This window comes from Streptomyces sp. JH34, assembly GCF_029428875.1.
Lineage (GTDB): Bacteria > Actinomycetota > Actinomycetes > Streptomycetales > Streptomycetaceae > Streptomyces.
The window spans coordinates 5,532,349-5,554,834 of record NZ_JAJSOO010000001.1; the positions used below are offsets into that span (position 1 = coordinate 5,532,349).

The window sequence follows — 22,486 nt, forward strand, 5'->3', positions numbered from 1 at the left end:
CTCGCCTCCCGGCAAGTGAGCGCGAAATGCCGGGTGTGGTCCGTATGTCGGGGGTGCTTCAGGAGGCGGGAAGGATCTCGCGCAGCTTGCCCGTGGTCACGTCGAAGACGAAGCCGCGGACGTCGTCCTTGTGCAGGAGGAAAGGCGAGGTGCGCACGCGCTGCATCGACTGCCGGACGTCCTGGTCGGCGTCCGAGTAGGCCTCCACCGCCCAGGCCGGGCGCTGGCCGACCTCGAGCTCCAGCTCCTGGCGGAATCCCTCGGTCAGCGACTCCATGCCGCAGTTCGTGTGGTGGATGAGGATGATGCTGCGGGTGCCGAGGGCCCGCTGGCTGATCGTCAGGGAGCGGAGCACGTCGTCGGTGACCACGCCGCCGGCGTTGCGGATGGTGTGGCAGTCGCCGAGCTCCAGGCCGAGCGCCCGGTGGAGGTCGAGGCGGGCGTCCATGCAGGCGACGACGGCGACCTTCAGCACGGGGCGGGCGTCCATGCCCGGATCGGTGAAGGCCTCCGCGTAACGCGTGTTCAGGCCGACCAGACGGTCGGTGACCGTCTCTCCGGCGGGAGTACCGGAGGTGGTGGGGGAATCGGTCTCGGCGGAAGAATGCGCAGAAGTCGACATGGCTACGACGTTAACCTTCGCGACCGCCCCGGGCGTGCAGTGGAAGGGGACAAAGAACGTCAACGTGGGTTGTTGTGAGGTAACCCACAAGCCTTACGATCGGACCTCCGGCCGGATGAGGTTCCCGGGCGCCGCCGCGACGCTCCGACGCGCTGCGCGGTTCGTTGATCGGGAATGGATCGAATGGCAGGGTGGACTAAAGTGACCCGAAGTTACCGACACGCCTGCACATTCCGCATATTTGTACATGTTTCGAGTTCCCCGTGATGTGCGGCGTACATGCGGCCCGGCCCTCTCCCGCTCGACGGCCGGCCGACGCCCCTTCCCCGGCGCCGGCCGACCTCCCCTTCCGGGCGGGCGGGGACCAGACCGCATGTACGGCCACACGGGGCAGAGCCTGAGAGGGCGCTTTGAGCCAGACCCGACACGTCCCGGTGATGCTCCAGCGATGCCTGGACCTGCTGGCCCCGGCTCTGGAGGCGCCAGGACCGCAGCCCCCGGTCGTCGTCGACTGCACCCTCGGGCTCGGAGGTCACAGCGAAGCCCTGCTCGCGGCCTTCCCCGAGGCCCGGCTGGTCGCCCTGGACCGGGACAAGGAGGCGCTGAGGCTGTCCGGCGAGCGCCTCGCACCGTACGGCGACCGCGCCACCCTGGTGCACGCCGTCTACGACGAACTCCCCGAGGTCCTCGACCGGCTGGGGATCCCCAAGGTCCAGGGCGTGCTGTTCGACCTCGGCGTCTCCTCCATGCAACTGGACGAGGCCGACCGCGGCTTCGCCTACGCCCAGGACGCGCCGCTCGACATGCGCATGGACCAGACCACCGGCATCGGCGCGGCCGAGGTGCTCAATACCTACCCGCCGGGCGAACTCGTGCGGATCCTGCGCGCGTACGGCGAGGAGAAGCAGGCCAAGCGCATCGTCTCGGCCGTCGTGCGCGAACGCGAGAAGGAACCCTTCAGCAACAGCGCCCGCCTCGTCGAGCTGATCCGCGACTCCCTGCCGCAGGCGGCCAAGCGCACCGGCGGCAACCCGGCCAAGCGCACCTTCCAGGCCCTGCGCATCGAGGTCAACGGTGAACTCACCGTCCTGGAGCGGGCCGTTCCGGCCGCCGTCCGCAGCCTCGCCGTCGGTGGCCGGATCGCGGTTCTCTCGTACCACTCCCTCGAGGACCGTCTGGTCAAGCAGGTCTTCGCGGCCGGTGCGGCCAACACGGCGCCGCCCGGACTGCCCGTCGTCCCCGAGCGGTACCAGCCCCGGCTGAAGCTGCTGACCCGAGGCGCCGAACTGCCCACCGAGGAGGAGGTCGCCGAGAACCGGCGTGCCGCCCCCGCCAGGCTGCGCGGCGCCCAGCGCATCCGTGAGGAGGAGCGGTGAGCGCGTCCCGCCGGGCGGTCCCGGCACGGAGGAGGACGGTGGGGACCCGGTGACCAGGACGGCCGAGCAGATGAAGGGGAGGGCCGGCCGGCTCGCCCGGCTGATGCCGTCCGGGCCGAGCACCGCCGCCCGCACCCCCTTCGTCCTGCTGGTCGTGCTGCTCCTCGCGGGTGGCCTGATCTCGCTCCTGCTGCTGAACTCGGCGCTCAATGAAGGATCGTTCAGGCTGAGCAAGCTGAAGCGTGAGACCACCGAGCTCACCGACGAGCAGCAGGCCCTCCAGCGGGACGTGGACAGCTACTCCGAGCCCGACGCCCTGGAACGCCGGGCGAGGGAGCTCGGCATGGTGCCCGGAGGCAGCCCCGCCTTCCTGAACCAGGACGGCACGGTCAGCGGGGTGCCCGAACGTGCCACCGCGCAGCCCTCTTCCCCCACCGCGGTTCCGGCGCCCCCGGCGAGCGAGACAGCGCCCGCCGGGCAGGCGTTCCCGTCCGGTTCCGCGTCCCCCTCCGTCTCCCCCACGACTCCGTCCACCCCAGCCCCGACCAGTACCGGCAGGTGACGCAGTGCCGTCCAAGGAACCGCCGCGCCGCCGCGTCCCCGGCCCCGCGCGATCCCGGAACGCGGCGGGCGGACCGGGACGTGCCCGGCCCGCCGCCCGTGCCGAGGACCGCCGCCCACGGCGCCCGGCGACGACGGCGGGGAAACGCCGCGGCAGCTCACCGCAGTCCATCCGCCTGGGCAGCCCGCGCCCCCGGCTGCGCCTCATCAGCCTCTGCCTGACCCTCGTCATGCTGGCGTTCGTCGTCCGGCTGCTCCAGGTCCAGGCGGTCGACGCCAACGCGTACACCGCCAAGGCCGAGAAGAACCGCTACCTGGAGTACACGATCGCCGCCGAACGCGGAGAGATCACCGACCGCAGCGGAATCTCCCTGGCCACCAGCGTCGACGCGCACGACATCACCGCCGACCCCAAGCTGTTCACCCCCGAGGACAGCAAGGCGCCGGACGCCCCGCAGCAGGCGGCGGCCCTGCTCGCCCCGATCCTCGGCAAGGACGAGGCCGAGCTGGCGAAGAAGCTGGCCACCCCGAAGAGCCGCTACACGGTCCTGGCGCGACGGCAGACCCCGCAGGTCTGGAAGCAGATCAAGGACCTCAAGTCCGTCTTCGCGGAGAAGGCGGCCGAGGACAAGGCGAACGGCGGCGCCGGGGCCAACGTACTGGCCGGGGTCCTCCAGGAGCCGACCACCAGGCGCGTGTACCCCAACGGCAACCTCGCCGCCGGGATACTGGGATTCGTCAACGCCGAGGGGAAAGGCGGCGGCGGCCTCGAGGCACAGCTGAACAAGGAGCTCCAGGGCGAGGACGGCAAGATCCGCTACGCCCAGGCCGGCGGCCGCCCCGTGCCGACGGCCGGTTCCACGGAGATCCCGGCCGTCGCCGGCACCGACGTCGAGCTGACGATCGACCGCGACATCCAGTGGGCGGCCCAGCGCGCGATCGCCGACCAGGTCGAGAAGTCCGAGGCGGACCGCGGCTACGTGATCGTCCAGAACACGAAGACCGGCGAGGTGCTGGCCATGGCCAACGCCCCGGGCTACGACCCGAACGACCTCGCGCAGAGCAATTCCGCCGCCCTGGGAAACGCGGCCCTCCAGGACGTGTACGAACCCGGCTCCACCAGCAAGGTCATGTCCATGGCCGCCGTGCTGGAGGAGGGCGCGGCCACGCCCGGTACGCACGTCACCGTCCCCAACCGGCTGCACCGCGGCGACCGGCTCTTCAGGGACGACATCGACCACCCCACCTGGTACCTCACCCTCAACGGGGTGCTCGCCAAGTCGAGCAACATCGGCACCATCCTGGCCACCGGGCAACTGGGGAAGACCCAGCCCGAGGCCAACAAGGTCCTGTACTCCTACCTGCGCAAATTCGGCCTCGGCAGCACCACCGGACTCGACTACCCGGGTGAGTCGCCCGGCATCGTGGCCAAGCCCCAGGACTGGTCCACCTCGCAGCAGTACACGATCCCGTTCGGGCAGGGGCTCTCCCTCAACGCCATGCAGGCCGCCTCGGTCTACCAGACCATCGCCAACGGCGGGGTCCGGATCGAGCCGACCCTCGTCCGCGGGACCAAGGAGGCGGACGACCGCTACACCGCGTCGGACGCGCCGAAGCGGACGCGGGTGGTCAGCGAGAAGACGGCCAAGACCCTGGCGAAGATGCTCGAGTCCGTCGTGGACGACCGGGAAGGCACCGGGACGAAGGCCCACATCCAGGGCTACCGGGTCGCGGGCAAGACGGGCACGGCCAACCGGGTCGACCCGGTGCGCGGTGTCTACAAGGGCTACACCGCGTCCTTCGCGGGCTTCGCACCGGCCGACGATCCGCAGGTCACCGTCTACTGCGCCATCCAGAACCCCACCGAGGGAAGCTACTTCGGCGGTCAGATCTGCGGCCCGATCTACAAGAAGGTCATGGAGTTCGCCCTCAAGACCCTCCAGACACCGCCGTCCGGCAGCGCCCCAGCCCGGCTGCCGGTGTCCTTCAAGCCCGGCGAGTGATCCGGGGATCCCCAGTGACGACCATCACCCCTGATCCCGGGAACCGGAACGAGGAGTACCGCCACCCTGGCCCCTCACTTAGCGAGAGGCCCGGTCCGCCCGGTACGCTCACCGCCGTGCCCCACGCCGATCAGTTCCAAACCACTCAGAAGGACGCGCCTGTGACCTACCCGGGAGCGCCCCGACCGGACCGGCTCAGGCCGACGCCGCTCGGAGAGCTGGCAGCCCGGCTCGGTGCCGGACCGCAGGACGCCGGTGAGGTCACCGGCATCACCCACGACTCCCGGGCCGTACGCCCGGGGGACGTGTACGCGGCTCTGCCCGGTGCCCGCCTCCACGGCGCCGACTTCTCCGCGCAGGCCGCAGGCCTCGGCGCCGCCGCGATCCTCACCGACCCGGCAGGCGCCGAGCGCGCCGCCGCCACCGGACTCCCGGTCCTCGTCACCGACGACCCGCGCGGCCGGATGGGCGACATCGCGGCCGAGATCTACGGACGGCCCGGCGTCGGTCTCCTCCAGATCGGGATCACCGGAACGTCCGGCAAGACCACCACCGCGTACCTCGTCGAAGGCGGGCTGCGCGGCGCCGGCCGCAGCACCGGGCTGATCGGCACCGTCGAGATGCGGATCGGTGACGAGCGCATCAAGTCGGAGCGCACCACCCCGGAAGCCACGGACCTCCAGGCCCTGTTCGCCGTCATGCGCGAACGCGGTGTCGAGGCCGTGGCCATGGAGGTCTCCAGCCACGCCCTGGTGCTCGGGCGGGTCGACGGCTGCGTCTTCGACGTCGCCGTGTTCAACAACCTCAGCCCGGAGCACATGGAGTTCCACTCCGGGATGGAGGACTACTTCCAGGCCAAGGCACGGCTGTTCACCCCGGAGCGCAGCAGGATCGGCGTCGTCAACTTCGACGACGAGTACGGCCGCAGGCTGGTGAAGGAGGCGTCCGTCCCGGTCGTCACCTTCTCCGCGGAGGGCCACCCGGATGCCGAGTGGCGCGCCGAGGACGTCGAGGTCGGCCCCCGGGACAGCAGCTTCACCGTGATCGGCCCCAAGGGCGAGCGCATCACCGCCAGGGCCCCGCTGCCCGGCCCGTTCAACGTCGCCAACACCCTCGCCGCCATCGTCACCCTGGCCGTCGCGGGCGTCGACCCGCAGACCGCCGCCGACGGCGTCGCGGCCGTCCCCGGTGTCCCCGGCCGGCTGGAACGGGTCGACGCCGGACAGCCGTACCTCGCGGTCGTGGACTACGCGCACAAGACCGACGCCGTCGAGTCCGTCCTGCGGTCCCTGCGGAAGGTCACCGAGGGCCGGGTGCACATCGTGCTCGGCTGCGGTGGCGACCGGGACACGACGAAGCGCGGCCCGATGGGCGCCGCCGCGGCCCGGCTGGCCGACACCGCCGTACTGACCTCCGACAACCCCCGCTCCGAGGACCCCCTCGCGATCCTCGCCGCGATGCTCTCCGGCGCCGCCGAGGTACCCGTCCACGAGCGCGGCGACGTGCTCGTCGACGCCGACCGGGCGGCGGCCATCGCCGCCGCGGTCGCCCGGGCCGAGCCCGGCGACACCGTGCTGGTGGCCGGAAAGGGACACGAACAGGGGCAGGACATCCACGGCGTGGTACGTCCCTTCGACGACCGCAAGGTCCTGCGCGAGGCCATCGAGCGCTCGGGACGCACAGGCGCCGGGCACGCCTCACCGGGCCGCGTACACACCCACGAGAACAACAGTCAGGGATGACCAAGTGATCGCCCTTTCCCTCGCCGAGATCGCCGGAATCGTCGGCGGGCAGCCGCACGACGTACCGGACCCGTCCGCCACCGTCACCGGCCCCGTCGTCATCGACTCCAGGGAGGTGCGGCAGGGCTCCCTGTTCGCCGCGTTCGCGGGCGAGCGGGTCGACGGCCACGACTACGCGGAGCGCGCCGTCGAGGCGGGTGCCGCGGCCGTGCTCGCGGCCCGCCCCGTCGGCGTCCCGGCGATCGTCGTCGACGACGTCGTGGCCGCCCTCGGCGCCCTCGCGCGCGCCGCCGTCGAACGCCTCGGCACCACCGTCGTCGCGCTGACCGGCTCGGCGGGCAAGACGTCCACGAAGGACCTGATCGCCCAGATCCTGGAACGCAAGGCGCCCACGGTCTGGACACCCGGCTCCCTCAACAACGAGATCGGACTGCCGCTCACCGCGCTGCGCGCCACGGCGGAAACCCGCCATCTCGTGCTCGAGATGGGCGCGCGCGGCATCGGTCACATCCAGTACCTCGCCGGCCTGACGCCGCCTCGGATCGGCCTGGTCCTCAACGTGGGCAGCGCCCACATCGGGGAGTTCGGCAGCCGCGAGGCGATCGCCCAGGCCAAGGGAGAGCTCGTCGAGGTCCTCCCCGAGGACGGCGCCGCGATCCTGAACGCCGACGACCCGCTCGTCCGCGCGATGGCGTCCCGTACAAAAGCCCGGGTGCTCCTCTTCGGAGAGGCCCCGGATGCGGACGTACGGGGAGAAGACGTGCGGCTCACGGACGACGGACGGCCCGCTTTCGCCCTCCACACACCCACCGGGTGCAGCGACGTGACCTTGCGCCTGTACGGTGAGCACCACGTGTCGAACGCGCTCGCCGCGGCCGCCGTCGCCCATGAGTTGGGCATGTCCGTGACCGAGATCGCCGATGCGCTCTCCGGGGCGGGCACCCTCTCCCGCTGGCGCATGGAGGTCACCGAGCGTCCGGACGGTGTGACGGTCGTCAACGACGCCTACAACGCGAACCCCGAATCCATGAAGGCCGCACTCCGTGCGCTGGCCGCCATGGGCAAGGCCCGACAGGCAGCCGGGGGGCGCACGTGGGCGGTGCTCGGTCAGATGGCCGAGCTCGGTGACGCGTCGCTCGCCGAGCACGACGCGGTCGGACGGCTCGCCGTCCGGCTCAACGTCAGCAAGCTCGTCGCTGTCGGAGGGCAAGAAGCCTCCTGGCTGCAACTGGGCGCATATAACGAGGGTTCGTGGGGTGAGGAGTCGGTGCACGTGTCCGACGCACAGGCGGCCGTCGACCTGTTGCGCAGTGAACTGCGCCCGGGAGACGTCGTGCTGGTGAAGGCGTCCCGGTCGGTCGGCCTGGAGAAGGTCGCCCTGGCACTGCTGGAGACGACCGAGGGCGAGGTCGCCGTCCGATGAGGCAGATCCTCTTCGCGGGGGCCATAGGGCTCTTCCTGACCCTGGTCGGAACCCCGCTGCTGATCAAACTTCTGGCCCGCAAGGGCTACGGGCAGTTCATCCGGGACGACGGCCCGCGTACCCACGGCAGCAAAAAGGGCACGCCCACCATGGGTGGCATCGCCTTCATCCTGGCCACGATCATCGCTTACGTACTGGCCAAGGTGATCACCGGCGAGGAGATGCGCTTCTCCGGTGTGCTCGTCCTCTTCCTGATGGCCGGGATGGGTCTCGTCGGCTTCCTCGACGACTACATCAAGATCGTGAAGCAGCGCTCGCTCGGGCTGCGTGCCAAGGCCAAGATGGCCGGCCAGCTGATCGTCGGCATCGCGTTCGCCGTGCTCTCGCTCCAGTTCGCCGACCTCCGGGGCAACACCCCGGCCTCCACCCGGCTCTCCTTCGTCGAGGACTTCGGCTGGTCCATCGGACCGGTGCTCTTCGTGGTCTGGGCGCTGTTCATGATCCTGGCCATGTCCAACGGCGTGAACCTGACGGACGGTCTGGACGGACTGGCCACCGGCGCGTCGGTGATGGTCTTCGGCGCGTACACCTTCATCGGGCTGTGGCAGTTCCAGGAGTCCTGCGCCAACGCCACCACACTCACCAACCCCGAAGCCTGCTTCGAGGTACGCGACCCACTCGATCTCGCGGTCGTCGCCTCGGCCCTGATGGGCGCCTGCTTCGGATTCCTGTGGTGGAACACCTCGCCCGCGAAGATCTTCATGGGTGACACCGGTTCCCTCGCCCTCGGCGGCGCGCTCGCGGGCCTCGCGATCTGCTCCCGCACCGAGTTCCTGATGGCCATCCTCGGCGGCCTCTTCGTGATGATCACCATGTCCGTGGTCATCCAGGTCGGCTCGTTCAAGATGACCGGCAAGCGGGTCTTCCGCATGGCCCCGCTCCAGCACCACTTCGAACTCAAGGGGTGGTCCGAAGTCCTTGTCGTGGTCCGCTTCTGGATCATCCAGGGCATGTGCGTGATCGTCGGACTGGGCCTCTTCTACGCGGGATGGGCAGCCAAGAAGTGAGCAACGTGGACTGGCAGGGCAAGCACGTCACCGTGGCCGGGCTCGGCGTCAGCGGGATCCCCGCGGCCCGCGCCCTGCACGAGCGGGGCGCCGTCGTCACCGTCGTCAACGACGGCGACGACGAGCGCTCCCGCACACAGGCCGCCGAACTGGAGGCGCTCGGCATCACCGTGCGCCTCGGTGACGGCGACACCCTGCCCGCGTCCACCGAGCTCGTCGTCACGGCCCCCGGCTGGAAGCCCGGCAAGCCGCTCTTCCAGGCAGCCGCCGAGGCGGACGTACCCGTCTGGGGCGACGTCGAACTCGCCTGGCGGCTGCGGGGGCCCGGTGCCGCGCCGTGGCTCGCGGTCACCGGAACCAACGGCAAGACCACGACCGTGCGGATGCTCGCCTCGATCCTCGAGGCGGCCGGCCTGCGCACGGCGGCCGTCGGGAACATCGGGGTCTCCCTGCTGGACGCGGTGCTCGGCGACGAGACGTACGACGTCCTCGCCGTCGAGCTCTCCAGCTACCAGCTCCACTGGGCGCCCTCGCTGCGCGCGCACTCCGGGGCCGTCCTCAACCTGGCCCCGGACCACCTCGACTGGCACGGCTCCATGGCCGGTTACGCCGCCGACAAGGGTCGGATCTACGAGGGCAACAGCGTCGCCTGCGTGTACAACGCGCAGGACGCGGCGACCGAGGACCTCGTCCGCGAGGCCGACGTCGAGGAGGGCTGCCGGGCCATCGGCTTCACCCTCGGCACACCGGGTCCCTCGCAGCTCGGCGTGGTCGACGGGATCCTCGTCGACCGGGCCTTCGTCGCCAACCGGCAGAAGCAGGCCCAGGAGCTCGCCGAGGTCGGCGACGTCGATCCGCCGGCCCCCCACAACATCGCCAACGCGCTGGCCGCGGCGGCGCTGGCCCGCGCCTTCGGAGTGGAGCCCGTCGCCGTGCGCGACGGTCTCCGTGCCTTCCGCCCCGACGCCCACCGCATCGAACACGTCGCCGACGTGGCCGGTGTCACGTACATCGACGACTCCAAGGCGACCAACACCCACGCCGCCGAGGCCTCCCTCGCCGCCTACGAGCCGGTCGTCTGGATCGCCGGCGGTCTGGCGAAGGGCGCCACCTTCGACGGACTCGTCACGGGGGCCGCGAAGCGGCTGCGGGGCGTCGTGCTGATGGGCGCCGACCGGGCACTCATCGGCGAAGCCCTGGCGCGACACGCCCCCGAGGTACCGGTGGTCGACCTCGACCGGACAGACACTGGGGCGATGTCCGCCGCGGTCCTCGAAGCGGCACGCCTGGCCCGGCCGGGCGACACCGTCCTGCTGGCCCCGGCCTGCGCCTCGATGGACATGTTCGTCAACTACAACAAGCGGGGCGAGGCGTTCGCGGACGCGGTCCGCCGACTCGCCGACGAGAGCGCCTGACGGGCCCGGCCCCCGCGTCGTACCGTGCCGGGGACCGGAGCGTCCGGGACCCGGTCACGAGCAGCACCGCCGGGGCCCAGCCCCCGCGGCAGCCCCGGGCACGAACAGAGGGGACAGCGACAATGCCGGCCGACGAGAGCTCAGCCGCGAGCGGGAGCGACCGCTCACGGGCGGGCGCGGCGATCAGCCGGGCGCTCACCCCGCCCCTGCTCGCCGGGCCGCTGCCCGCGGGACCCGGACCCCTCGCCGGGCTGGCCCTGCGGAGCCGGCCCGCCACCGGTTCCCGGCGGCCCCCCGCGCCGCGCGGCGGCCGGGGAGCGGGCACACCGCCCCGGCCGAGCCGCGGGGCCGGGGTGCGACGGGCGTACGAGCGGGCACGACGGGCCTGGGACCGCCCTCTGACGGCGTACTACCTGATTCTCGGCGCAGGGCTGCTGATCACCGTCCTGGGCCTCGTCATGGTCTACTCGGCCTCGATGATCAAGGCACTGGAGCTGTCCAGGCCCAGCACCTACTTCTTCCGCAAACAGTTCATCGCCGCCGTGATCGGGGCCGGGCTGATGCTGCTGGCCTCCCGGATGCCCCTCAAGCTCCACCGGGCGCTCGCCTACCCCCTGCTCGCGGGCACGGTCTTCCTGATGGTCCTGGTCCAGGTGCCCGGGATAGGGATGTCGGTCAACGGCAACCAGAACTGGATCTACCTGGGCGGTCCGTTCCAGCTCCAGCCCAGCGAGTTCGGCAAGCTCGCCCTGATCCTCTGGGGCGCCGACCTGCTCGCCCGGAAGCAGGACAAGCGGCTCCTGACCCAGTGGAAGCACATGCTGGTGCCGCTGGTGCCGGTCGCCTTCATGCTGCTCGGACTGATCATGCTCGGCGGCGACATGGGCACCGCGATCATCCTCACCGCGATCCTCTTCGGTCTGCTCTGGCTGGCCGGGGCCCCCACCAGGCTCTTCGCCGGGGTGCTCGCCTCCGCCGCACTCATCGGATTCCTGCTCATCAAGACCAGCCCCAACCGGATGTCCCGGCTGGCCTGCATCGGCGCGTCCGAGCCGGGCCCCGGCGACTCGTGCTGGCAGGCGGTGCACGGAATCTACGCGCTCGCGTCCGGCGGATGGTTCGGTTCAGGGCTCGGCGCGAGTGTGGAAAAATGGGGTCAACTTCCCGAGCCGCACACCGACTTCATCTTCGCCATCACCGGGGAGGAACTGGGCCTGGCGGGGACGCTGTCGGTGCTGGCCCTCTTCGCGGCTCTAGGCTATGCGGGTATCCGCGTGGCCGGACGCACGGAGGACCCCTTCGTGAGGTACGCAGCGGGAGGCGTGACCACCTGGATCACGGCGCAGGCCGTGATCAACATCGGTGCGGTGCTCGGCCTGTTGCCGATCGCCGGTGTCCCGCTGCCGCTGTTCTCCTACGGGGGCTCGGCCCTGCTGCCGACCATGTTCGCCGTGGGGCTCATGATCGCCTTCGCGCGGGAGGACCCTGCGGCGAGAGCGGCCCTGGCCATGCGGAGGCCCGGGGTCAGATGGAAGACGATGAGACGGCGCGTCATGAAGCGTCCGTCCGGAGAGCGGTGAATTTCGGTGCATGTCGTACTCGCCGGCGGGGGGACCGCCGGGCACATCGAGCCCGCGCTTGCCCTCGCAGACGCCCTGCGGAGGCAGGACCCGACCGTGGGAATCACTGCCCTCGGCACGGAACGCGGACTCGAGACCAGGCTCGTACCCGAGCGGGGGTACGACCTGGCACTGATCCCTGCCGTGCCGCTGCCGCGCAAGCCCACACCCGAGCTGATCACCGTCCCGGGACGGCTGCGCGGCACCATCAAGGCCGCCGAGCAGATCCTGGAGCGGACCAAGGCGGACTGCGTGGTCGGCTTCGGCGGCTACGTCGCCCTGCCCGGCTACCTGGCGGCCAAACGCGTCGGCGTCCCGATCGTCGTCCACGAGGCCAACGCCAGGCCGGGCCTGGCCAACAAGATCGGTTCGCGGTACGCCCACGGGGTCGCCGTCTCCACCCCGGACAGCAAGCTGCGCGGCGCCCGCTACATCGGTATCCCGCTCCGCCGGACGATCGCCACCCTCGACCGGGCGCGGGTCCGTCCTGAGGCGCGTGCCGCGTTCGGGCTCGACCCCAACCTGCCGACCCTGCTCGTCTCCGGCGGCTCGCAGGGCGCCCGCCACCTCAACGAGGTGGTCACGCGGATCGCACCGCTGCTCCAGCGGTCCGGAATCCAGATCCTCCACGTGGTCGGGCCGAAGAACGAATTGCCGCGTATCGACAACATGCCCGGGATGCCGCCCTACATCCCGGTACCGTACGTGGACCGGATGGATCTCGCGTACGCCGCGGCCGACATGATGCTCTGCCGCGCGGGTGCGATGACCGTCGCCGAGCTCTCCGCCGTCGGACTGCCCGCCGCCTACGTCCCGTTGCCCATCGGCAACGGCGAACAGCGGCTGAACGCCCAGCCGGTGGTCAACGCCGGCGGTGGTCTGCTGGTGGACGACGCGGCGCTGACCCCGGAATGGGTGCAGGGCAACGTCCTCCCGGTGCTCTCGGATCCGCACCGGCTGTACGAGATGTCCCGCGCGGCCGCCGAGTTCGGGCGCAGGGACGCCGACGACCTGCTCGTCGGCATGGTGTACGAGGCGATCGCCGCACGCCGACAGGCGTGAGGCCGGGCGGGCCCGGGGCGTGTGCCCCGGGCCCGGCGAAGGAGCGAGCGTGGCCGGACCGACGACCGCCCAGCGCGGCGAGGCCGAGCGGGCCGACACCCCGGCCCGCCCGCCGCACACCGGCCCCGGGGGGCGCCGGCTGACCGGCCGGACGCGGCTGGTCCTGGCGGCGGCCGGCGCGGTCCTGACCGCCGCCGCCACGGTCTGGATCCTCTACGGATCGTCCTGGCTGCGTCTGGAGAAGGTGACGACCACGGGCACCGACGTCCTGACCCCGAGCGAGGTCGAGGCGGCGGCCGCGGCCCCTCTGGGGTCTCCGCTGATCTCCGTGGACACCGGTGTGATCGCGGACCGGTTGCGCCAGAAGTTGCCTCGTGTCGACTCCGTGGATGTCGTACGGTCATGGCCGCACGGTGTCAGCCTTAAAGTGACCGAGCGAAAGCCGGTCCTGTTGGTCGCGAAGGGCGAGAAGTTCGTCGAAGTGGACGCTGAAGGCGTGCGTTTCGCCACCGTGGACGAAGCGCCCCCGCACGTACCGCTGCTGGACATGAGGCCCGACCGGTCGGCGAGCGTGCGTCGCTTCGGCGGTGACCGTCTGCTGCGGGAAGCGGTCCGCGTCGCGGGAGACCTCCCGGAGAAGGTGGCCGGGGAGACCCGGACCGTACGGGTGACGTCGTACGACTCCGCGGTCCTGGAACTGACCCGTGGACGAACCGTGATGTGGGGTAGCAGCGAGGAGGGACCCGCGAAGGCGCGGGTTCTCACCGCTCTCATGAAAGCGTCCCCCAAAGCGGGACACTTCGACGTGAGTGCTCCCACCGCCCCTGCGGTGTCGAGGAGTTGACGCACGTTTCGCCTGGCCAGCCCCCTGGTTGGTCAGCGCTACGGGTGATCACATAGGGTGAAAAGAAAAACGGGAGGTTCGGCGTGTTCGTTGAACGTGCGCCACTTGTCGACTTAGTGTCCTGTTCGGAAGAGTCCAAGAAGCAGACACACTGGTAACCCTAAACTTCAGCGTTAGGGTTTGGGTCGGCGTCCGGACCGACCCAATCGGCATCCGTCGTCGCGGCGGGACTACCGCGAAGCGACGACACGTAACTCGAGGCGAGAGGCCTTCGACGTGGCAGCACCGCAGAACTACCTCGCAGTCATCAAGGTCATCGGTGTCGGCGGCGGTGGTGTCAATGCCATCAACCGAATGATCGAGGTCGGTCTCAAGGGCGTCGAGTTCATCGCCATCAACACCGATGCTCAAGCACTGTTGATGAGCGACGCCGACGTCAAGCTCGACGTCGGCCGTGAACTGACCCGCGGCCTCGGCGCCGGGGCGAACCCGGCCGTCGGTCGTAAGGCGGCAGAGGACCACCGTGAGGAGATCGAGGAGGTCCTCAAGGGGGCCGACATGGTCTTCGTCACCGCCGGAGAGGGCGGCGGCACCGGCACCGGCGGGGCACCCGTCGTCGCCAACATCGCGCGCTCGCTGGGCGCCCTGACGATCGGTGTGGTCACCCGCCCGTTCACCTTCGAGGGCCGGCGGCGCGCGAACCAGGCGGAGGACGGCATCGCCGAGCTCCGCGAAGAGGTCGACACCCTCATCGTCATCCCCAACGACCGGCTGCTGTCCATCTCGGACCGCCAGGTCAGCGTGCTCGACGCGTTCAAGTCGGCCGACCAGGTGCTGCTCTCGGGTGTCCAGGGCATCACCGACCTCATCACCACCCCGGGCCTGATCAACCTCGACTTCGCCGACGTCAAGTCGGTCATGTCCGAGGCCGGATCCGCGCTCATGGGCATCGGATCCGCCCGCGGCGACGACCGCGCGGTGGCCGCCGCGGAGATGGCGATCTCCTCGCCGCTCCTGGAGGCGTCCATCGACGGCGCCCGCGGTGTCCTGCTCTCCATCTCCGGCGGCAGCGACCTCGGTCTCTTCGAGATCAACGAGGCCGCCCAGCTGGTGAGCGAGGCGGCTCACCCGGAGGCGAACATCATCTTCGGCGCGGTCATCGACGACGCCCTGGGCGACGAGGTGCGGGTCACCGTCATCGCCGCGGGCTTCGACGGCGGGCAGCCGCCGGCCCGCCGGGAGAACGTCCTCGGCGCGGGAGCCGGCAAGCGCGAGGAGCCGGCCCCGCCGGCCCGTACCGCCGAGCCGGCGCGCCAGACCGGCGGTCTCGGTTCCGTGCCCCCGCGCGAGGAGCCTCAGGCGCCGGCGGCCGAGCCGGTGCCGGTGGCGAACGAGACCTCGCTGCCGCCGGTGACCCCGCCGCACGTCCCGACGGCCCGTCCCTACCAGGACACCCAGGCCGAAGAGCTGGACGTACCGGACTTCTTGAAGTGATAGGTCCGCAGCACGCGGCGAGAGCCGCGGAGTCTTCGGCGGACGGCGCCCACTTCGCCTTCACCGACCGGTGGGGCGGAGTGAGCGCCGTTCCGTACGAGGAGCGCAACCTCGGCGGCGCGGTCGGTGACGACCCCGCCGCCGTCCTCACGAACCGTGCGCGCGCCGCCCGTTCCCTCGGTCTCGACCCGGCCCGCGTGGTCTGGATGAACCAGGTGCACGGGCGGGACGTCGCCGTGGTCGACGGGCCCTGGGACGACGCCTCCGCGGCCTCCGGCATCCCCGCCGTGGACGCGGTGGTGACGTCGCGGCGCGGGCTCCCGCTCGCGGTGCTCACCGCCGACTGCACCCCTGTCCTGCTCGCCGATCCGGCGGCCGGGGTCGTCGCGGCCGCCCACGCGGGACGGCCGGGCCTGGTCGCGGGGGTGGTCCCGGCCGCGGTCGAGGCCATGATCGCGCTCGGCGCCGAACCGTCCCGGATCACCGCGCACACCGGGCCGGCCGTCTGCGGGCGGTGCTACGAGGTTCCGGAGCGGATGCGGGCCGAGGTGGCCGAGGCCGTCCCGGCCTCGTGGTCGGAGACCAGCTGGGGAACCCCCGCGGTGGACGTCACGGCCGGGGTCCACGCCCAGCTCGAGGAGCTCGGCGTCGTCGACCGGCACAGCTCGCCGTTCTGCACCCTGGAGTCCGGCGACCACTTCTCGTACCGCCGGGACCGCACCACGGGGCGGCTCGCCGGTTATGTCTGGTTGGACTGATAGGGCATGACGGATCGCAGGACCCAACTCGCCGCGAACCTGGCACACGTGGAGGAACGCATTGCTTCCGCCTGTGCCTCGGCCGGGCGCAGGCGGGAAGAAGTGACCCTCGTCGTGGTCACCAAGACCTACCCCGCGAGCGACGTGCGCATTCTTCACGAACTCGGCGTACGTCAGGTCGCGGAGAACCGTGACCAGGACGCGGCGCCAAAAGCCGCTGCTTGTGCGGATCTGTCGCTCACATGGCACTTTGTCGGACAGTTGCAGACCAACAAGGTCCGCTCCGTGGCCGGTTATGCCGATGTCGTGCAGTCGGTGGACCGGGTGAAGCTGGTCACCGCGCTCTCGGCGGCGGCGGTGAAGGGTGGACGTGAGCTCGGCTGCCTCATCCAGGTCGCCCTCGACGCGGAGAGCGGCGAGCGCGGTGACCGGGGCGGCGTCGCACCGGACGCGATCGAGGAGTTGGCGGCGGCGGTGGAGGCGGCGGAGGGTCTCAGGCTCGACGGACTGATGACGGTCGCACCGCTCTCCGGCCCGTACGCCGGGCGGCAACGGGCGGCGTTCGACCGCCTGGTGGAATTCTCATCCCGCCTGCGCGGGAACCATCCGGCTGCGAACATGGTCTCTGCTGGGATGAGCGCGGATCTCGAGGACGCGATCGCGGCCGGGGCGACACATGTACGCGTCGGTACGGCGGTACTCGGAGTCCGACCCCGGCTCGGGTAACGTCGCGAAGCAAGTCGGACCACAGCAGAAAATATGGTCATTACCGCTCACGCGGACTGGCCGGAGTGGATCTCGGGCACTTGGTGACACGAATGCCGATCCACCACAGAGCGGAGGACTCGGAGCATGGCCGGCGCGATGCGCAAGATGGCGGTCTACCTCGGCCTCGTGGAGGACGATGGGTACGACGGTCCGGGGTTCGACCCCGACGACGAATTCGAACCCGAGCCGGAGCCCGAGCGCGACCGGCGGCGGCACCAGCCCGCGCATCCGGTGGAGCGGGAACGGGACGAACCGGTGCGATCCGTACAACCGCCCGCACCACGGGAACCGGTTCAGCTCCCGGCGGAAAGCGGACGACCCGCCCGAATCGCACCCGTGGCATCCATCACACCTGACCGTCCGAACCTGGAGAAGAACGCACCGGTGATCATGCCCAAGGTCGTGTCCGAGCGTGAGCCCTACCGGATCACCACGCTGCACCCCAGGACCTACAACGAGGCCCGTACCATCGGGGAACACTTCCGTGAGGGCACTCCGGTGATCATGAATCTGACGGAGATGGACGACACGGATGCGAAGCGACTTGTCGACTTTGCCGCGGGACTCGTCTTCGGTCTCCATGGCAGCATTGAGCGTGTGACGCAGAAGGTGTTCCTGTTGTCTCCTGCTAACGTCGATGTCACGGCGGAGGACAAGGCCCGCATCGCAGAGGGCGGGTTCTTCAACCAGAGCTGAGAACACCGGGAACAACCCGGCCGGGAGGCCGGGGCTACGAAAGCCAGGGGAGAGGGAAGCGCGGAACATGGGCGTCGCACTGGATGTGGTCTATATCGCGCTGATGTGTTTCCTCATCGTGCTGATCTTCCGGCTGGTCATGGACTACGTCTTCCAGTTCGCACGTTCATGGCAGCCAGGCAAGGCGATGGTGGTCGTTCTCGAGGGCACTTACACTGTCACCGATCCACCGCTGAAGCTTTTGCGGCGGTTCATACCGCCGTTGCGTCTCGGGGGCGTGGCACTTGACCTGTCCTTCTTCGTTCTGATGATCATCGTCTACATTCTGCTCAACCTCGTGGGCAAGCTTGCGAGCAGCGTGTGAACGATACGGTCTTGCCGACTGCCGACGACTACGTAGAGGTGAAGAAGAGATGCCGCTGACCCCTGAGGACGTGCGGAACAAGCAGTTCACGACCGTCCGTCTACGAGAAGGCTATGACGAGGACGAGGTCGATGCCTTCCTCGACGAGGTCGAGTCGGAGCTGACACGCCTGCTCCGTGAGAACGAGGACCTGCGCGCCAAGCTGGCCGCCGCCACGCGCGCGGCCGCGCAGAACCAGCAGCAGCAGGGAATGCGCAAACCGCCGGAGCAGCAGGAGCGGCCAGGGGCCCCGGTGCCGGCGGCCATATCTGGTCCGCCGGTACAGCAGCAGCAGCCCCCGCAGATGGGTCCCCCCCAGCTGCCCGGTGGTGCTCCGCAGCTGCCTGCCGGTCCCAGCGGCCATGGTCCTCAGGGCGGCCACGGCCCCGGTCCGCAGGGCCCGCACGGCCCCGGCCCGATGCAGGGCGGTCCCATGGGTGGCCCGATGGGCGGCCCCATGGGCGGTCACGCTCAGCAGCAGCAGCAGCAGCAGCAGCAGCAGATGCAGCAGCAGCAGCAGATGCAGCAGCAGCAGATGCAGCAGCCCGGTCAGGGCCCCGGTGGCGACAGCGCCGCCCGTGTCCTCTCCCTGGCCCAGCAGACCGCCGACCAGGCGATCGCGGAGGCACGCTCCGAGGCCAACAAGATCGTCGGTGAGGCACGCAGCCGCGCCGAGGGCCTCGAGCGCGACGCCCGTGCCAAGGCGGACGCCCTGGAGCGGGACGCGCAGGAGAAGCACCGCGTGGCGATGGGCTCGCTGGAGTCGGCCCGCGCGACGCTGGAGCGCAAGGTCGAGGACCTGCGTGGCTTCGAGCGCGAGTACCGGACCCGTCTGAAGTCCTACCTGGAGAGCCAGCTGCGTCAGCTGGAGACCCAGGCCGACGACTCGCTGGCTCCGCCGCGGACCCCCGCCGCGGCCTCCCTGCCGCCGTCGCCCTCGCTGGCTCCGGCCGGTGCGGGTGCGATGGGACACACCATGGGCGGCAACCACGGTGGTCACGGCAGCCAGCAGATGGGCAGCGGCAACCAGTCCATGGGCGGTGGCCCGTCCTACGGTGGCGGCCAGCAGCAGATGTCGCCCGCGATGACGCAGCCGATGGCACCGGTGCGGCCGCAGGCGCCTCAGCCGATGCAGCAGGCTCCGTCGCCGATGCGCGGGTTCCTGATCGACGAGGACGACAACTGATCGGTTCGCGCTCGCTGAGCGCGTAGCCGTCGGCAGGCAGAGGGCCGGGCCCCGGGGTTTTCCCCGGGGCCCGGCCCTCTGCCGTGGGCGGAAGCGGGCGAGGCCTCCACGGGGTGGGCGTCAGAGTCGTGTGCGGCCGCCGTCGCGGCGGTGCGCCCGGTGCCTACGGCCGTGCGCGGGCCGGGCGGCACGGGAGCCCGACCACACCACACCCGGGGTGCGGAACGGGGTGCGCGAAGGGGCCCGGCCGGGACGCGTCGTCCGGCCGGGCCCCTTCACGGGCGGAGTGCTTACCGCTCGGTCCTGCGGAGGCGGAAGGTGAGGGACAGGCCCTCGTCCTCGAACGGGGTGCCGTACGTGTCGTCCGCCTCGCCCCGCGCGTAGTCCAGCGCCAGGACCTCGTCCGCGATGAGGGTCGCGTGCGCGGTCAGGGCCTCGGCGGTCTCGGAGGACGGAGACGTCCAGCGCACCGCGATGCGGTCGGACACCTCCAGGCCGCTGTTCTTGCGGGCCTCCTGGATCAGCCGGATCGCGTCACGGGCCAGCCCGGCGGCCCGCAGCTCCGGCGTGATCTCCAGGTCCAGGGCGACCGTCGCACCCGAGTCGGACGCCACCGACCAGCCCTCGCGCGGGGTCTCCGTGATGATGACCTCGTCGGGGGCGAGGGTGACCTGCTCGCCGTCGACCTCCACCGAGGCCGTCCCCTCGCGCAGAGCCAGGCTCAGCGCCGCGGCGTCGGCGTTCGCGACGGCCTTGGCCACCGCCTGGACGCCCTTGCCGAACCGCTTGCCCAGCGCGCGGAAGTTGGCCTTGGCCGTGGTGTCGACCAGCGAGCCGCCGACCTCGGAGAGGGAGGCCAGGGAGGAGACGTTCAGCTCCTCGGTGATCTGGGCGCGCAGCTCGGGCGTGAGTGACTCGAAGCCCGAGGCGGCGACCAGGGCCCGCGAAAGCGGCTGCCGGGTCTTGACCCCCGACTCGGCGCGCGTGGCCCGGCCCAGCTCCACCAGGCGGCGTACGAGCGCCATCTGTGAGGAGAGCGCGGGGTCGATCGACGCCGGGTCCGCCTTCGGCCACTCGGACAGGTGGACCGACTCCGGGGCGTCCGGGCCGACCGGGACGACCAGGTCCTGCCAGACCCGCTCCGTGATGAACGGGGTCAGCGGGGCCATCAGCCGGGTGACGGTCTCCACGACCTCGTGCAGGGTGCGCAGCGCCGCCTTGTCGCCCTGCCAGAAGCGGCGGCGCGAGCGGCGGACGTACCAGTTGGACAGATCGTCGACGAACGCCGAGAGCAGCTTGCCGGCGCGCTGGGTGTCGTACGCCTCCAGCGCCTTGGTGACCTCCTCGACCAGGGTGCCGAGCTCGCTCAGCAGCCAGCGGTCCAGGACGGTGCGGTCGGCGGGGGCCGGGTCGGCCGCGGACGGCGCCCAGCCCGACGTACGGGCGTAGAGGGCCTGGAAGGCCACCGTGTTCCAGTACGTGAGGAGCGTCTTGCGGACGACCTCCTGGATCGTGCCGTGGCCCACGCGGCGCGCCGCCCACGGGGAACCGCCGGCCGCCATGAACCAGCGGACGGCGTCCGCGCCGTGCTGGTCCATCAGCGGGATCGGCTGGAGGATGTTGCCCAGGTGCTTGGACATCTTCCGGCCGTCCTCGGCGAGGATGTGGCCCAGGCAGACGACGTTCTCGTAGCTGGACTTGTCGAAGACCAGGGTGCCGACCGCCATCAGCGTGTAGAACCAGCCCCGGGTCTGGTCGATGGCCTCCGAGATGAACTGCGCCGGGTAGCGGCTCTCGAAGATCTCCTTGTTCTTGTACGGGTAGCCCCACTGCGCGAACGGCATCGAACCCGAGTCGTACCAGGCGTCGATGACCTCCGGGACGCGGTACGCCTCCAGCTGGCAGTTCTCGTGCGAGCAGGTGAACGTGATCTCGTCGATGAACGGGCGGTGCGGGTCCAGGTCCGACTGGTCGCGGCCTGTCAGCTCGGAGAGCTCGGCGCGCGAGCCCACGCACGTCAGGTGGTCGTCCTCGCAGCGCCAGATGGGAAGCGGCGTGCCCCAGTAGCGGTTGCGGGACAGCGCCCAGTCGACGTTGTTGTTCAGCCAGTCGCCGAAACGGCCGTTCTTGACGGAGTCCGGGAACCAGTTGGTCTTCTCGTTCTCCTGGAGCAGCCGGTCCTTGACCGCCGTCGTGCGGATGTACCAGGACGGCTGCGCGTAGTACAGCAGGGCCGTGTGGCAGCGCCAGCAGTGCGGGTAGCTGTGCTCGTACGGCACGTGGCGGAAGAGCTTGCCACGCGCGTCCAGGTCCTCGGTGAGGGCCTCGTCCGCCTTCTTGAAGAAGACGCCGCCGACCAGCGGGAGGTCCTCCTCGAATGTGCCGTCGGGGCGGACCGGGTTCACCACCGGCAGGCCGTAGGAGCGGCAGACCAGGAGGTCGTCGGCGCCGAACGCGGGGGACTGGTGGACCAGACCCGTGCCGTCCTCGGTCGTGACGTACTCGGCGTTGACGACGAAGTGTGCCTCGCTCGGGAACTCGACCAGCTGGAAGGGGCGCTCGTACGTCCAGCGCTCCATCTCCCGGCCGGTGAAGGTCTCGCCGGTGAGCTCCCAGCCCTCGCCCAGCGCCTTCTCGACCAGGGGCCGGGCCACGACCAGCTTCTCCGAGCCGTCCGTCGCGACGACGTAGGTGACGTCGGGGTGCGCGGCGACGGCGGTGTTGGAGACCAGGGTCCAGGGCGTCGTCGTCCAGACCAGCAGCGCGGCCTCGCCGGCCAGCGGGCCGCTCGTCAGCGGGAAGCGGACGAAGACCGACGGGTCGACGACCGTCTCGTACCCCTGGGCGAGCTCGTGGTCCGAGAGACCGGTGCCGCAGCGCGGGCACCAGGGGGCGACGCGGTGGTCCTGGACCAGCAGGTCCTTGTTGAAGATCTCCTTCAGCGACCACCACACGGAGTCGACGTACTCCGGGTCCATCGTGCGGTAGGCGTCCTCGAGGTCGACCCAGTACCCCATGCGGGTCGTGAGCTCGGTGAACGCGTCGGTGTGACGGGTGACCGACTCACGGCACTTCGCGTTGAACTCCGCGATGCCGTAGGCCTCGATGTCCTTCTTGCCGTTGAAGCCCAGCTCCTTCTCCACCGCGAGCTCGACCGGCAGGCCGTGGCAGTCCCAGCCGGCCTTGCGGCCGACGTGGTAGCCCTGCATGGTGCGGAAGCGGGGGAAGACGTCCTTGAAGACGCGGGCCTCGATGTGGTGGGCCCCGGGCATCCCGTTGGCGGTCGGCGGGCCCTCGTAGAAGACCCACTCGGGGCGGCCCTCGGACTGTTCGAGGGTCTTGGCGAAGACCTTGCTGTCGCGCCAGAAGTCGAGCACGGCGTGCTCGAGGGCGGGCAGGTCGACCTGGGCGGGTACCTGGCGGTACTGCGGCGATGTCATGTGCGGG

The 22,486-nt window shown here is 70.7% G+C and carries 18 protein-coding genes; 16 read left to right on the forward strand and 2 right to left on the reverse strand.

Going from position 1 to position 22,486, the window contains the following annotated elements; genetic code table 11:
• Positions 1 to 58: 58 nt before the first annotated feature.
• Complete coding sequence (locus LWJ43_RS24835) at positions 59 to 622, reverse strand: beta-class carbonic anhydrase (protein WP_277334426.1); 564 nt, start codon at positions 620 to 622, stop codon at positions 59 to 61.
• Positions 623 to 1,032: 410 nt separating this feature from the next.
• Between LWJ43_RS24835 and rsmH the strand changes: the two genes are divergently transcribed.
• The 16 genes from rsmH to LWJ43_RS24915 all read left to right on the forward strand — a co-directional run bounded on the left by rsmH (position 1,033) and on the right by LWJ43_RS24915 (position 19,039).
• Positions 1,033 to 1,998, forward strand: a complete 966-nt coding sequence (gene rsmH / locus LWJ43_RS24840) for a 16S rRNA (cytosine(1402)-N(4))-methyltransferase RsmH (protein ID WP_277334427.1) — start codon at positions 1,033 to 1,035, stop codon at positions 1,996 to 1,998.
• A 49-nt stretch (positions 1,999 to 2,047) separates the two neighbouring features.
• Complete coding sequence (gene ftsL / locus LWJ43_RS24845; RefSeq protein WP_277334428.1) at positions 2,048 to 2,560, forward strand: cell division protein FtsL; 513 nt, start codon at positions 2,048 to 2,050, stop codon at positions 2,558 to 2,560.
• Positions 2,561 to 2,564: 4 nt separating this feature from the next.
• Positions 2,565 to 4,562, forward strand: a complete 1,998-nt coding sequence (locus tag LWJ43_RS24850) for a peptidoglycan D,D-transpeptidase FtsI family protein (RefSeq protein ID WP_277334429.1) — start codon at positions 2,565 to 2,567, stop codon at positions 4,560 to 4,562.
• Positions 4,563 to 4,576: 14 nt separating this feature from the next.
• Positions 4,577 to 6,304, forward strand: coding sequence for a UDP-N-acetylmuramoyl-L-alanyl-D-glutamate--2,6-diaminopimelate ligase (locus tag LWJ43_RS24855; RefSeq protein ID WP_462100908.1), 1,728 nt, complete (start codon positions 4,577 to 4,579; stop codon positions 6,302 to 6,304).
• 4 nt (positions 6,305 to 6,308) lie between these two features.
• The gene (locus LWJ43_RS24860; RefSeq protein ID WP_277334431.1) at positions 6,309 to 7,727 is read left to right on the forward strand and encodes a UDP-N-acetylmuramoyl-tripeptide--D-alanyl-D-alanine ligase; all 1,419 of its coding nucleotides are present in this window, start codon (positions 6,309 to 6,311) and stop codon (positions 7,725 to 7,727) included.
• Positions 7,724 to 8,794, forward strand: coding sequence for a phospho-N-acetylmuramoyl-pentapeptide-transferase (gene mraY / locus LWJ43_RS24865; protein WP_104789809.1), 1,071 nt, complete (start codon positions 7,724 to 7,726; stop codon positions 8,792 to 8,794). Before LWJ43_RS24860 ends, mraY begins: the two co-directional genes overlap by 4 nt.
• Complete coding sequence (gene murD / locus LWJ43_RS24870) at positions 8,776 to 10,209, forward strand: UDP-N-acetylmuramoyl-L-alanine--D-glutamate ligase (RefSeq protein WP_277334432.1); 1,434 nt, start codon at positions 8,776 to 8,778, stop codon at positions 10,207 to 10,209. The genes mraY and murD overlap by 19 nt, the downstream gene beginning before the upstream one ends.
• A gap of 122 nt (positions 10,210 to 10,331) precedes the next feature.
• Positions 10,332 to 11,789, forward strand: coding sequence for a putative lipid II flippase FtsW (gene ftsW, locus LWJ43_RS24875; RefSeq protein WP_277334433.1), 1,458 nt, complete (start codon positions 10,332 to 10,334; stop codon positions 11,787 to 11,789).
• A 6-nt stretch (positions 11,790 to 11,795) separates the two neighbouring features.
• On the forward strand, positions 11,796 to 12,890 hold the full coding sequence (gene murG, locus LWJ43_RS24880) for an undecaprenyldiphospho-muramoylpentapeptide beta-N-acetylglucosaminyltransferase (protein WP_014156748.1): 1,095 nt from the start codon (positions 11,796 to 11,798) through the stop codon (positions 12,888 to 12,890).
• A gap of 49 nt (positions 12,891 to 12,939) precedes the next feature.
• On the forward strand, positions 12,940 to 13,734 hold the full coding sequence (locus LWJ43_RS24885) for a cell division protein FtsQ/DivIB (protein WP_277334434.1): 795 nt from the start codon (positions 12,940 to 12,942) through the stop codon (positions 13,732 to 13,734).
• Positions 13,735 to 14,010: 276 nt separating this feature from the next.
• Positions 14,011 to 15,228 (forward strand): cell division protein FtsZ, encoded by a 1,218-nt coding sequence (gene ftsZ, locus LWJ43_RS24890; protein WP_277334435.1) that lies wholly within the window; start codon positions 14,011 to 14,013, stop codon positions 15,226 to 15,228.
• A complete protein-coding gene (gene pgeF / locus LWJ43_RS24895; RefSeq protein WP_277334436.1) occupies positions 15,225 to 15,986 on the forward strand; it encodes a peptidoglycan editing factor PgeF in 762 nt (253 codons plus the stop codon). The genes ftsZ and pgeF overlap by 4 nt, the downstream gene beginning before the upstream one ends.
• A gap of 6 nt (positions 15,987 to 15,992) precedes the next feature.
• Positions 15,993 to 16,712 carry a YggS family pyridoxal phosphate-dependent enzyme gene (locus LWJ43_RS24900; RefSeq protein ID WP_277334437.1) on the forward strand — a complete coding sequence of 240 codons (720 nt, stop codon included), beginning with the start codon at positions 15,993 to 15,995 and terminating at the stop codon, positions 16,710 to 16,712.
• A gap of 126 nt (positions 16,713 to 16,838) precedes the next feature.
• A complete protein-coding gene (locus LWJ43_RS24905; RefSeq protein ID WP_014156753.1) occupies positions 16,839 to 17,450 on the forward strand; it encodes a cell division protein SepF in 612 nt (203 codons plus the stop codon).
• Between the two features lie 67 nt (positions 17,451 to 17,517).
• Positions 17,518 to 17,814 carry a YggT family protein gene (locus LWJ43_RS24910; protein ID WP_031098947.1) on the forward strand — a complete coding sequence of 99 codons (297 nt, stop codon included), beginning with the start codon at positions 17,518 to 17,520 and terminating at the stop codon, positions 17,812 to 17,814.
• Positions 17,815 to 17,863: 49 nt separating this feature from the next.
• Positions 17,864 to 19,039: a DivIVA domain-containing protein gene (locus tag LWJ43_RS24915; RefSeq protein WP_277334438.1), complete on the forward strand. Its 1,176-nt coding sequence runs from the start codon at positions 17,864 to 17,866 to the stop codon at positions 19,037 to 19,039.
• A 290-nt stretch (positions 19,040 to 19,329) separates the two neighbouring features.
• On the opposite strand, the gene ileS is transcribed toward LWJ43_RS24915, so the two are convergent.
• Entirely contained in the window at positions 19,330 to 22,479 is a 3,150-nt protein-coding gene (ileS, locus tag LWJ43_RS24920) for an isoleucine--tRNA ligase (protein WP_277334439.1), read from the reverse strand.
• Positions 22,480 to 22,486: the final 7 nt, after the last annotated feature.

What these genes read in the sequence shown, in the direction of transcription:
- murD (WP_277334432.1), top strand. Translation starts at nt 8,776, where the DNA reads ATGGGCAGCCAAGAAGTGAGCAACGTGGACTGGCAGGGCAAGCACGTC.
- LWJ43_RS24915 (WP_277334438.1), top strand. Translation starts at nt 17,864, where the DNA reads ATGCCGCTGACCCCTGAGGACGTGCGGAACAAGCAGTTCACGACCGTC.
- mraY (WP_104789809.1), top strand. Translation starts at nt 7,724, where the DNA reads ATGAGGCAGATCCTCTTCGCGGGGGCCATAGGGCTCTTCCTGACCCTG.
- LWJ43_RS24905 (WP_014156753.1), top strand. Translation starts at nt 16,839, where the DNA reads ATGGCCGGCGCGATGCGCAAGATGGCGGTCTACCTCGGCCTCGTGGAG.
- ileS (WP_277334439.1), bottom strand. Translation starts at nt 22,479, where the DNA reads ATGACATCGCCGCAGTACCGCCAGGTACCCGCCCAGGTCGACCTGCCC.
- LWJ43_RS24900 (WP_277334437.1), top strand. Translation starts at nt 15,993, where the DNA reads ATGACGGATCGCAGGACCCAACTCGCCGCGAACCTGGCACACGTGGAG.
- ftsW (WP_277334433.1), top strand. Translation starts at nt 10,332, where the DNA reads ATGCCGGCCGACGAGAGCTCAGCCGCGAGCGGGAGCGACCGCTCACGG.
- LWJ43_RS24910 (WP_031098947.1), top strand. Translation starts at nt 17,518, where the DNA reads ATGGGCGTCGCACTGGATGTGGTCTATATCGCGCTGATGTGTTTCCTC.
- LWJ43_RS24835 (WP_277334426.1), bottom strand. Translation starts at nt 622, where the DNA reads ATGTCGACTTCTGCGCATTCTTCCGCCGAGACCGATTCCCCCACCACC.